Annotated in this window: 8 protein-coding genes; all 8 read right to left on the bottom strand. The window is 52.1% G+C overall.

Annotated features, from left to right (window positions below):
- Position 1: 1 nt before the first annotated feature.
- Entirely contained in the window at positions 2-322 is a 321-nt protein-coding gene (locus EFB02_RS03985; RefSeq protein ID WP_122820653.1) for a helix-turn-helix domain-containing protein, read from the bottom strand.
- A gap of 172 nt (positions 323-494) precedes the next feature.
- Positions 495-1,763, bottom strand: coding sequence for a CDP-diacylglycerol--glycerol-3-phosphate 3-phosphatidyltransferase (gene pgsA / locus EFB02_RS03980; RefSeq protein ID WP_122820281.1), 1,269 nt, complete (start codon positions 1,761-1,763; stop codon positions 495-497).
- A gap of 49 nt (positions 1,764-1,812) precedes the next feature.
- Positions 1,813-4,254 (bottom strand): FtsK/SpoIIIE family DNA translocase, encoded by a 2,442-nt coding sequence (locus EFB02_RS03975; RefSeq protein WP_234992723.1) that lies wholly within the window; start codon positions 4,252-4,254, stop codon positions 1,813-1,815.
- A gap of 164 nt (positions 4,255-4,418) precedes the next feature.
- A complete protein-coding gene (locus EFB02_RS03970; protein WP_122820279.1) occupies positions 4,419-5,357 on the bottom strand; it encodes a PfkB family carbohydrate kinase in 939 nt (312 codons plus the stop codon).
- A 22-nt stretch (positions 5,358-5,379) separates the two neighbouring features.
- Complete coding sequence (gene lysX, locus EFB02_RS03965; RefSeq protein ID WP_122820278.1) at positions 5,380-8,715, bottom strand: bifunctional lysylphosphatidylglycerol synthetase/lysine--tRNA ligase LysX; 3,336 nt, start codon at positions 8,713-8,715, stop codon at positions 5,380-5,382.
- Positions 8,716-10,407 (bottom strand): ribonuclease J, encoded by a 1,692-nt coding sequence (locus EFB02_RS03960; protein ID WP_122820277.1) that lies wholly within the window; start codon positions 10,405-10,407, stop codon positions 8,716-8,718.
- Between the two features lie 159 nt (positions 10,408-10,566).
- Positions 10,567-11,469 carry a 4-hydroxy-tetrahydrodipicolinate synthase gene (dapA, locus tag EFB02_RS03955; RefSeq protein WP_122820276.1) on the bottom strand — a complete coding sequence of 301 codons (903 nt, stop codon included), beginning with the start codon at positions 11,467-11,469 and terminating at the stop codon, positions 10,567-10,569.
- Between the two features lie 63 nt (positions 11,470-11,532).
- Positions 11,533-12,105, bottom strand: coding sequence for a hypothetical protein (locus EFB02_RS03950; protein ID WP_122820275.1), 573 nt, complete (start codon positions 12,103-12,105; stop codon positions 11,533-11,535).
- Between the last annotated feature and the right edge of the window lies 1 nt (position 12,106).

Here is a 12,106-nt window from a genome sequence, read left to right as displayed (position 1 = left end):
GCTAGACTACCGAATGTACCGGTACTTCTGGAACCTGACGGCGTACCGACAGCCCTTCTGCCACCGCCACCCGCAGAGACACTTCCCGCAGCACCATTGCCATCGGCACCTCTAAGGCTTTACAAATAGCAGCCAGCAGTTCCGAAGAAGCCTCTTTTTGTCCTCGCTCAACCTCGGAGAGATAACCCAACGATACCTGAGCATTGGTAGAAACTTCCCGCAACGTACGCTCCTGGGAACGGCGAACCATCCGTAAAACTTTACCAATTTCTTCACGTAGCAAGGGGGTCTTGCCCCCCGCATCCTTCGCCGTCATCTCCATAACATATCCCCCTCTTTGCCGGGCAGCAGCAAGTTCAGAATCTTCCGTATTGCCCACTATTTGATACTGCCTTTCACTCACACCTATTCCAACACCTCTAGCCATTTTTTCATTCCCCCTCAGCAGCAAAAGTGCCAGTGTTCACACCCAAGTGACCTGCATGACCACCTGTTTATTCATCTTTCTTCCGGCGCCGCATCTCAGCCCGACTATGAGAAAAGCGGGGAGCAGCAGCCTTTTCTTTAAGCTCGGGGCTTACTGCGGCAGCATTTTCCTCCCGCGAGGATTCGTTTTGTTTAGCATGCCTTTGCCGGCGCGAGGGGAATTTATTTTTGGCTTCCTCCTCCCCTGCGGGTGAGGACTCTTCTTCACCCTGAGCGCTCTTAGCAATTCGGAGAGCAGGTTCAGTTTCATCTGCAGACTTTTCCGTTTCGGAACCGGACTTTACCGCTGCGGATTCCGCCACTTTATCAGCCTCAGGCTTGAGCTTGCCCGGTTTCGTTCTAGGAATCCAGGTCTTCTTGAAACCGGCAGAATCACCGATTGGCTCTGAGTCTTCTTCTGTAACCTCATCGCTTGTTTCAGTTTCACTAGCTGCTGCCACGTTCTGATCTTCAGATTTCAGCGTTGCTGGGACTTCACTAATTTTAGCGTGCTGGGGGGCAGGATTTTTCATCGGTTTCTGCCGATCTAAACGTTTTTCAGAATCCTGCACATCTTTTTGCTCAGCAACGTCTTTTCCAGCAGGTTTTCCCTTTTCTTCCGAGTCTGTTACCCCTACCAATTCCTCTACCCTGGTAGAAGTATCTTTCTCACCTGTGGTTTCTTCCTGTTGCTTACGATTATCATGGGCATCCAGAAAATAGACCATTCCGGAAAGTACCGTGGCAACAAACGCAGCGATCAAAGCAGCAATTGCCAAATACATGACCACCACCCCCAACTGGGCGTTAAACGGGTAGCAGATTCCGGCCAGCATCCACAAAAACACCAGTAGAATTTGGAGACTGGTTTTGATTTTCCCACCTTTAGAGGCTGGTAATACCACCCCGGAACGTAGCAGGGTAATCCGCAACACGGTAACCGCAATCTCTCGCAATATCACTACTGCGGTAAACCACCACCACAGGTTCTGGAACAGAGAAAGTAAAACGAAAGCCGAAATCATCAACGCTTTATCGGCAATCGGATCAACCAGTTTTCCAAAATCACTGACTACTTGCCAACGCCGTGCCAGTCTGCCATCTAAATGATCTGTATAGGCAGCCGCGCAGAATACTATCAGGGCAATAATCAGTAAGGTTACCGTCCCCTGCAGAAACTGAATGATCATTAGGACAATAAACACCGGCACCAGAACAATTCGCACGACGGTGAGTATGTTCGGGATTATTTGCCGCGACTTTTCTGAAAGAGCTGCGGTCTTATCTTTACTTTCCATCAACTACTACCCTAATAGATTTTGCGCTATTCAATCGCATTATGAGTGCTTAGCGCCCCGTGAGCTCCCAGGCATCCTCATCGCTTTCCGCTTCCACTTCCTCTAAAGGGGGCTCTTGCATGTCCACTACTGCCCCTTCGGTAGCAGAATCTCCGGCGGGAGCCGCAGGGGTTTCTCCCCGCAACATAGCCAATACTTCGGGTAACTGTTCGGGGGTCACCAATACTTCTCGGGCTTTTGAGCCTCGCGAAGGCCCAACTATTTCCCGAGATTCCAACAGATCCATTAACCTGCCAGCACGAGCAAATCCCACTCGCAGTTTACGTTGCAGCATGGAAGTTGAGCCCAGCTGGGTATTGATCACCAGTTGCGCTGCCTCTAGCAAGTCATCTAGATCATCGCCAATATCTTCAGCAACTTTCGGTTTATCTTCTTCTTTAACAATCACATCCTCGCGATATTCGGGGCTTGCCTGCTCTTTCACTGCGTCAACTACCCGTTGAATCTCGTCCTCGCCAACCCAGGCGCCTTGGATACGCATCGGTTTAGCGGTTCCAGCCGGAAGATAGAGAGAATCACCTTGACCGATAAGAGCTTCTGCCCCTCCTTGATCCAAAATCGTGCGCGAATCCGTAATTGAAGAGGTAGCAAAGGCAAGACGGGACGGAATATTAGCTTTAATAATGCCGGTTACTACATCTACCGAAGGACGTTGAGTCGCCACCACCAAGTGAATTCCGGCAGCCCGCCCCAATTGCGTGATGCGCTGGATAGAGGCCTCTACATCGCGGGGAGCGACCATCATCATATCGGCTAACTCATCCACCACGATTAACAGATAAGGGTAGGGAGCAATTTCCCGCTGGGATCCCGGCGGGGGCACCACTGATCCTTCCCGCACTGCCTGGTTGAAAGAATCGATATGTTTATGACCAAAGTTAGCCATGTCGTTATAGCGGTGATCCATTTCTTTAACCGCCCATTCCAGGGCCTCTGCCGCTTTCTTAGGGTCGGTAATAATCGGGGTAATCAAATGGGGAATCCCCTGATAAATACTGAGTTCCACCCGCTTGGGGTCAACTAGAATCAGGCGCACCTGTTCCGGAGTGGCCCGCATCAACAGCGAGGTAATCATGGCATTTACAAAGGATGATTTTCCGGAACCGGTAGCACCTGCCACCAACAAGTGGGGAGTTTTCGCCAGGTTGGTAACTACGTACCCGCCCTCGACATCTTTACCTACCCCCACCATTAACGGATGGGTAGAGCGATGTGCCGCCGCCGAGCGCAGCACATCTCCGAGCGCCACAATCTCGCGATCAGTATTGGGAATCTCAATTCCGATTGCACTCTTACCGGGAATCGGAGAAAGAATTCGCACATCAGCACTGGCCACAGCATAGGCGATATTATTTTTAAGATTAGTAATTTTTTCTACTTTAACCCCGGGTCCCAGTTCCAATTCATAGCGGGTAACCGTCGGTCCCCGGGAAAAACCGGTAACAGTCACGTCCACCCCAAATTCGGTGAACACTTCCTCTAAAGCCGAAACCACTCGATCATTAGCCTGCGAACGAACCTTATGGGGCTTCCCTTTTACCAGCAGTTCTTCCGCTGGCAGATCATAGGTCTGCCCATCGGCTAGCTTTATCCCGCTTTCGCCGGCTCCCGGAAGTAAGAGTTCAGTTTGCTCACTTGGCTGGTCTTTAGAATCTATATCTTTTCCTGAAGATTCCTCTTCCCTTATTACCTCGGTTTCTTCCACATCAGCGGGCAGTTTCAGCCGGCCGGCGGGCTTCTTTATCTCCGGTTTCAAGGAAGCGTCTTCCGGAGTTAAAACGCTGGTAACAGCCTCAGTTTCTTCTTGATTTTGATTTTCCGTTGCTGCCGCCATTCGCTCCCAACGTTTAAGCCGCCGGGTGGGAGGAGTCTCCTCCTCGGGACTGTCATTACTTACAGTTTCGTCTGCCTCCGAGGAGAAAGAATCATCTTCACCTGCAGAAATCTTTTCATTAACTCGCCTACACAGGGAGCGCAGCGCCTCGAATGCGCTAGCCAAAGAAGTGTTAGTAGCAATTAGCAGAGAATATAGCCCTAACAATACCAGCAGAATAACCGCTCCCACCGGGGAAACTAGCATCTGCAGCGGATGCCCAAATAACCACCCCAAGATGCCACCTGATTTTTCAATCATCATAAAATCACTGATGGTCGGACTAGAGCAGACTACGTGGGTGACTCCGGTTAAAGCAGCCCCTATCCCGATTGCCCCCAGCAAAATATGTAACTGGGAGTTTTCCGGGTTACGGTTACGAAAAAGGCTGATTGCTGCCCAAACCAAAAGTAGAGGCGCAAGAATACTGTAAAGACCCAGCAGCCCCGCAGCTAGGTGATGCAAAGCCCGAGTAGCGAGGGCATCCATGGAGAACCATTCCGTTAAAGCCGACATGGTGGCTAAGGCGATAAGTAAGAATGCAACCCCATCACGCATACGTGAGCTATCAGAAAACGAGGTGTCTAAGTTCTGTTTCTTGCTATTTTTTTTCGCTACCATAACACTGGCACTTTACCTTTCCAGGCTTAAAAGCAGCCCACTGCCACGCCGCACCCACACAAAATAGCTGCTCAACGCATTTTAGCTGTTTAATTAATCCACTAGCAATGAATATCAATTTCGCTAATGTGTTGTTCTATTTCTTCCCGACCCGGGCAAGTATCGTTTCCGGTTTTCCCGGCTGCCAACGCCCCGGCAACATTGGCTCTGACAAGTGCCTGGCAGCGTTCTTTGCCTTTAACCAGTTCCGCCAACAACACCCCGGTATGGGCAGCTCCCACGCCTAAAGTATCAGCCACTTTCACTTTTAAAGAAGGGATCATGGTTTCCCGCTGGGCATCTATAAGCTTGGCACCATAAGAACCGATTCGCTCTACCACCCAGGCGGATTCGGGTAGTTTTTCCGCCACATATCCGCAGCTAAGACGACCAACCGATCCTGGGAGGAAACGAGCCTCATGCTCATTACAAGTTAGTACATCCACATAGGGCAAAACCTCAGAAACGTATTGCGAATCAATCTGCGAAATTTGGGGAGTCGCCGCCATCACCACCTTTACTTGCTCCGGTAAAGTGGGCAGCCAAGTTGCCAGCGCCGTGCGATAGGAGCTGTGAGCCAAATCCCCCGCAGAGATATAAACCACGTCCCCAGATTCCAGGGGAACTTTTTCCAATTCCCGGCTGGAAATATCCACTTCCACCCCGGTAGTAAGTACCGATGCATAGTATCCGCCGGCCTCAATCATCTGGATTTTCATCCCAATATCACCAACCAGTTCCACCGTGCCGGTTCTAATATTTGCTTTTTTTAGGGTTTGGCGTGCCTGGGTAGAGTTAGGACCAGTCCCTAAGCAGGACATATTAACAACTGGAACTCCCTGACGGGCAGCCGCCAACATCACCTCGGCAGCCTCCCCTACTCCCGGAGGCTGTGAACTGCCCAGAACCGTAGTACCCCGCTCGGGTAGCTGCGACATTTTAAGCGGCAGGGTCAATACCACTGCTGCTACCGAAACCAACTTATTATTTCCTACCGCCATCTGTTCCTGCCTAAATCATCTATCAGTTCCGAGGTTTCACAAATGGGAACGCTAACACCTGACGAATATCGCACCCCATCAGCATCATCACCATACGATCCATTCCTAGCCCCAATCCCCCCAGGGGTGGCATTCCCAGTTCCAAACAGTTCAAAAAATCTTCATCCAGACTCATTGCCTCAGGATCACCAGCTGCCGCGGCGAGCGACTGTTGAGTAAACCGTTCTCGCTGATCACGCGGATCAGTGAGCTCGGAATAGGCGGTACCTAGCTCCATCCCAAAAGCTACCAAATCCCAACGTTCAGCCAGTCGGGAATCTTGGCGATGCCGACGAGTTAGCGGAGAAGAATCTACCGGAAAATCGCAATAGAAAGTTGGCTCCACCGTGCGAGCCTCTACTAACTCATCGTAGAGACTGCCGATTAAAGTCCCCCTGGTAGCACCGGGAGGTGGGGTGAGGTGATACTCGGTACATAAAGCCCGCAAGGTTTCTTCGTTAGTATCGGGAGTGACGGTAGTTCCGACTGCCTGGGACACTGCCTCGAAAACCGAGAGGACCCGCCAATCGCCCGAGATGTCCACTTCCACAAAATCTGTTTCGCTACTGTCCTCACTAGTTTTCCCGGGATCTACCGGACGCAACGCAATTTCTTTACCATGAATCGCCCGGGCAGCCGCCTGGTACAGCTCTCGGGTCAAAGTCATCATTTCTCGATAATCAGAGCCGGCCTTGTAAACCTCCAAAGAGGTGAACTCGGGGTTGTGAGTCCCATCCGCTCCCTCGTTCCGGAAGGAGCGACCCATCTCAAAAATCGCCCCCATACCCGCTACAGCCAGTCGTTTTAGATACAACTCCGGGGCTATTCGCAAGAACATATTTACCTGGTAGGCATTGGAATGAGTGATGAAGGGACGAGCATTGGCGCCCCCTTGTACTGCCTGTAACATGGGAGTTTCCACCTCGAGGAATCCCCGGTCAATAAGTTCTTTCCGTACCGCACTGATTGCCCGCGAACGTGCCTGCAGACGCCACAGCGCGGTAGCATCATTCAGTAAAGTCATGGTGCGTTCACGGGTACGGGTAGCACTATCCAGGCGGGCGGCAGGGTGTGGCATTGGGCGCAGCGCTTTAGCTGCCAATCTCCAGCCTGTGGCTATCAAAGAGGGCGTGCCCTTACGAGAAACCCCGCATGTGCCGTTAACCACCAGCAAATCTCCCAAGTCCAGCAGACGTAAATGGGCGAACTGCTCCGGGCTCAGGTTACTTCTTTCTAGCACCACTTGCAGGTAGCTGCCTTGGAAGTATAAATCCCAAAAAACTACTCCCCCGTGATTTCTCCGCGCCACAACCCTGCCGAGAGTACGTATCTGTTTAGTACCTTCCCCAACCCGATTCTTCTCTACCTGGTTTTTTGCCTGTACAAGGGGAATTCCTAAATCAAAACCTGCCGGGAACGGCTCTATCCCGGCCGCGCTAAGCCTTTTTGCCTTATCACGTCGAGAGCGCTGCTGATCGCTCAGCTTTACCTGCAACTTAGCGGCAGTGTACCGGCTACGCATAGTTTCCAATTCGGAAAGAAAATTACTATCCGCTTCCCATTCGAAAGGTTCACTATGCAAGGCCGCAGCGGGAGCCGGCACAAATCCCTCTAACATTCCCGCAGCTATTAGCGCTAAAGGCACGAGAGGATCAGAAGGAAAACAGAAGTAGCGTGGCAACCATTTGGGGTTGTAGCGAGCATTGGATTCATATAGTGATTCCAGTTGCCATATCCGTGAAGCCTTGACGAAAATTGCCCGTTTCAGGCGGTCGTTAACGGTGGCATCTACCGCCTCCCCCTCCACAAAAACCTCTCTAAACATCGCAAAGTTCAAAGAAAAGCGTTCGATGCCTTTTTCTGCCCCCTGTTGCAGCAAGGCAAGAACCATAGCCTCTACTACCCCATTAACTGCATTTTCTGCCCGGCGCATCAAGTTGAGCGATACCGCACGTTGTCCCCAGGGAACAAAAGTAAGCAGACATTGTAAATGTCCATCTTCTCCCCGGGCAGTAACGATTAGTTGCTCCCCTTCTTGCGGGGCAAACATCCTATCTAGGCTCATAGAGAAACCACGCTCATTACCCCGACGGAACAGCTCGGCACTCATGGCAACTTCCCGTAATTCGGCAGGAGAAAGCTCTTTTTGCCGCCGCATCTCAATCTGGACTCCCGCACGAGATACTCTTCGCTGCGCCGCGGCGAGGGCGCGGCCGGCACTGGAGTTTCGTTCAAAACGATCGGGACTAATAATGGCTTCATCCCCCATTTTGCGAACCACTAGTCCTTGCCGGCGATATACTCGTGCCCCTTGAGCACTGACAGAGATTACCGCGGGCACCCACCCTTGGCTATAACAGTAGGCTTTCCAACGTTTAACTGCATTATCCCATTCGGAAGGATCCCCGATAGGATCCCCTGCGGCCAACGCCACCCCCAGCGCCACCCCATAGGAAACCGCGGCTTTACCATCCGCACTGAAAATAACCGCCCGGTTATCCCTGGTCGCATAGTAGCTTAAAGAATCGTCTTTACCCCATTTAAGTAGCAGGGCACGGAGAGCTAAATCTTCACTGCGAGTGCGGGCTTTTACTCGTTGCCCCAAGATAAAACGATTAGCCGCAACCAGCATCACCAGACCAGAAAGCATCATAATGAAGAAGCCGAGAACACGGAAACCTCCCTGGTGGGCAAAGGCAAAGCGAATAGCCAGACCGCGGTGCAGCGGAAAACCTGACATCCGTCCATAAACCCACAGGGCTAGGGGGCTGTTTACCCAGTTTCTAGGGGCAATTAAACGTGCAAAACCAAAACCGATTCCAAAAACTAGGATTTGTCCGCTTATCAGAATCAAAATCGCTTTCGAAGCGGAACGGGCATTGATTTTTCCCCAGAAACTGGAAGCAGATGCTGCTAAAAAGGCGACAATAACAATTGCCACCCCCAAACGCAGACACAAAAACAGCGGGGTCAGAGAACTGGTCAACGGACTATCAAGGTCGAAGAGTACCCCGAATAGGGTTAGCAGAGCATGCAGAAGTTGCAGCGCTATCAGGAGTATTACCCCGATACGTTTGCGCGAAAAACACAGCAATGCCAAGAATGCTAATAACACCGCCGTCCCCAAGGTGGCGGTTGAAGGTACTCCCAAGGTAGTTAGAACCAGGAAGGTGAAGCGGCTGATACCGTGACCCGCGGTGTAGCGCAGTGGAATCATTAGTAGACAGAAAACCGCAGCCAGGGTGTAAACCCATCCTGCCCAGCCGGGTAGGCGTTGACGCCAAGAATATACTTCCCGGTCTTTTTCGGTAACTCCCATTTAGATCTCCACAACTACCGGCACAATCATCGGGCGACGCCGCAACCGGCGAGCCACCCAACGTCCCAAAGCGCGGCGCATCGCCTGTTGTAAACGGTAGGGATCGGTATCACCTTGATTTAACGCTCTTTGCAGCGCCTCGGTCACATCCGGGAGCACTTCCCTAAACACCCCCTCGTCCTCTGCCATTCCCCGGGCAGTAATATGGGGACCGGCCGCAATAATCTTGGTAGGTACATCCACCGCCGCAAATACCGATACGAAACCTTCTTCACCCAAAGTCATCCGGTCTTTTAGCTGGTCTTCATCGATTTCCCCGATGGATCCGCCATCAACATATACATATTCGCAATCAACTTGCCCTACTACGCGCGCTTTTCCATCTTTAAGGTCGACCACTACCCCGTCCTCGGCCAAAGCCACATTTTCTTCTGGAACCCCCGTAGCCTGGGCGATTTTTCCGTTCGCGATCAGATGCCGGATTTCTCCGTGAATAGGCATCACGTTCTTGGGCTGTACGATGTTGTAGGTATAGAGCAACTCCCCTTCCGCCGCATGTCCGGAAACGTGCACGGCGCGGTTACCTTTATGTATCACCTTCGCCCCTTGACGCATCAGGGCGTTGATAACCCGATAAACCGAGTTTTCGTTCCCCGGAATGAGAGAAGATGCCAATAGCACGGTGTCTTCAGGTTCTAGACATACTAAGCGGTGTTCCCCCTGAGCGATTCGGGAAAGCGCCGCCATCGGCTCGCCTTGGGAACCAGTAACCATCCACACCCGTTTCTTGGGGGGAAGATTCTTTAGTTCATCGGCACGAACCACCACTTCCGGATCAAGATCCAGGTAGCCGGCTTGCGCAGCGATATTCATATTACGTTCCATGGATCGCCCAGATAGACACACTTTGCGTCCTACCTCGCGAGCCGCATCCAGTACCTGTTGCACGCGGTGTACGTGGGAAGCGAAGGAGGCTACGATTACCTGTCCGCTGGATTCAGTCAGCACTTGCCGGATTACCGGACCAATTTTGCGTTCGGGCGCAATAAAACCAGGAACTTCCGCATTAGTGGAGTCCACTAGGAACAGATCTACACCTTCTTCTCCCATACGGGCAAAACCACGCAGGTCGGTAATTCTTTTATCTAAGGGGAGCTGATCCATTTTGTAATCCCCAGTGACCAGCAAATTTCCAGCGTTGGTACGGATCATGACTGCTAAGGCATCGGGAATAGAGTGAGTAACCGCCAAAAACTCGCAGGCGAAATTTTCAAGTTGAATGTTTTCGCCTTCCCGAACCTGATAGAGATGCGCCGCGGATAGGCGATGTTCTTCCAATTTGGGACGTAGGAAATCTAGGGTCAGTCTGGAGCCATAGATAGGGACGTCTTCGCGCAGACGCAGCAGATAGGGTACCGCTCCGATATGGTCTTCGTGGCCATGAGTGAGCACCATCCCTACCACGTCATCCATGCGTCCGTGCAGATAGGAAAAGTCCGGCAGGATCAAGTCGACCCCGGGTTGGATTTCTTCAGGAAAAAGCACCCCGCAATCGACAATCAGGATCTTGCCGTTCAGCTCGATTACGGTCATATTCCGTCCCACTTCCCCCAAGCCTCCCAGGGGAACTACGCGGACAGTACCGGCTTTTAGCTTTGGCGGTAAAGAAAGTTCAGGATAAAGCGGATTCACACTTCCAATTGTCCCGGCTTTAGGCTCCTATGGCAAACTTGCGCGCGCAGTGGAACCGTAATCCCCTCCTGCTAACGGGTAACTGGGATTGAATCAGCAACACTGCGACCGGGAAAGCCTCCTGATTGGCAGGGAAGCCGGACGGGCATCCGGAAAACTTTAAAGCAGACCGAAACGTTCCAGGGCAACGCGTAGCTGCGTGATTTCTTCCTCGGTGGCGGGAGCCAGTGGCAGGCGCACAGTGGCGGAAGGAATGACCTGTTGCAGGGCGAGGGCATGCTTAGCCATTACTGCCCCTTGTCCCCCTCCCATTAGTGCTTTCACCAACGGTTCTAACTCTAGGGAAAGCTGTAAGGCAGCGTGATAATCCCCGTTTTCTAGCAGCTGCACCATTTTGCGGTACCTATCCCCCGCGACGTGACCTACCACGCTGATTACCCCCACAGCACCATGGGTTAGCCAGGAATAGTTGAGGCCGTCATCACCGGAGTAAAAAGCCAAACCAGTTTCATTAATGCGCCGAGCACCAACTGCTACTTTGCCGGTAGCATCTTTTAACGCCACCACGTTTTCGATTTCAGCCAGACGTTTAAGCAGCTCATCACTGATCGCCACCCCAGTACGTCCAGGAATATCGTAAAGAGTTATCGGCAGGTCGACCTGGGAAGCAACTTTCGCAAAATGCTGATAGAGCCCTTCTTGGGAGGGACGCGAATAATAGGGGCTTACGAGCAAAATCCCGTCTGCCCCCGCCTCTTGGGCACTGCGCGCCATCCGCACAGAATGCTCAGTGTCATTGGATCCAGCACCAGCAGTAATGAAAATATCGCCCCCCACTGCCTGACGGACAACCTTAATCAGTTGCTCTTTTTCATCTAGGTGCGTAGTGGGGGATTCCCCGGTGGTACCAGACAGCACTAAGTTATTAATCCCCTGCTCTACCAGGTGCTTTGCCAGGTTTCCGGCAGCATCATAATCGACGGAACCATCTGGGCAAAAAGGGGTCACCATCGCTACCCCTACCGAACCCGCTAACCGAAAAGTGTGCTCTGCGTTACTCATACCTCTACTCTACCTGCCGGCAGCTGACGATTTTTCTTGCGTCCAGAAAGCGGGCGGAAGAATCTATAGATCAGTGAACCATAGGTGCTGCACCATGGATTCATGTCCTACTTGTAGACCTTGACGCAGCCCTGCGGGCGCAAACCCACATTCGGAAAAAAAGCGAATTTTTTCGGATGCCCCGGCGGCTAACCAAATTTGTACCCGGCTAGCACCGGACAACCGCAGCATATCGGCAACCGCGTTTACCAGGCGGGAGGCATCGGGCAGGTTATTTTCCCAATCAGCGACCTCTAACGCCACGATTTCCGCATCGGCATGCTTTTCTGACAGTGGGGATTGTTTCGGTTTGAACAACATTTTGGGAGCAGGCGCAATCGCCGCCAACCCCACTACCTGAGAACCAGATATAGCCGAAAGTAGGTGATGCTTTGCCGAGGGCGGATTCTTCAACGCTTGACCCCAGGTACCTGCGATTTCAAGGGGATCAATTAAAGCTAAAGTTTGCGGACCAACTTGCCCCAAATGGGACTGTAGATCCGCTTGCATGGCTTGTGCCTGTATCTGTCCCCATGCGGGCATATCTTCACTTTTCGCTAAGCGCACCGCATCCTGAGCGGCAGGTGGCAGCGTCACT

The sequence above is a fragment of the Varibaculum vaginae genome (assembly GCF_900604285.1).
GTDB lineage: Bacteria > Actinomycetota > Actinomycetes > Actinomycetales > Actinomycetaceae > Varibaculum > Varibaculum vaginae.
Note: the sequence above shows the minus strand (reverse complement) of the source record. Positions and strands in the feature narration are given on the sequence as shown.

Bases quoted from the DNA above. Each gene is read 5' to 3' on its own strand.
- EFB02_RS03985 (WP_122820653.1), bottom strand. From the start codon at position 322: ATGGAGATGACGGCGAAGGATGCGGGGGGCAAGACCCCCTTGCTACGT.
- pgsA (WP_122820281.1), bottom strand. From the start codon at position 1,763: ATGGAAAGTAAAGATAAGACCGCAGCTCTTTCAGAAAAGTCGCGGCAA.
- EFB02_RS03975 (WP_234992723.1), bottom strand. From the start codon at position 4,254: ATGCGTGATGGGGTTGCATTCTTACTTATCGCCTTAGCCACCATGTCG.
- EFB02_RS03970 (WP_122820279.1), bottom strand. From the start codon at position 5,357: ATGGCGGTAGGAAATAATAAGTTGGTTTCGGTAGCAGCAGTGGTATTG.
- lysX (WP_122820278.1), bottom strand. From the start codon at position 8,715: ATGGGAGTTACCGAAAAAGACCGGGAAGTATATTCTTGGCGTCAACGC.
- dapA (WP_122820276.1), bottom strand. From the start codon at position 11,469: ATGAGTAACGCAGAGCACACTTTTCGGTTAGCGGGTTCGGTAGGGGTA.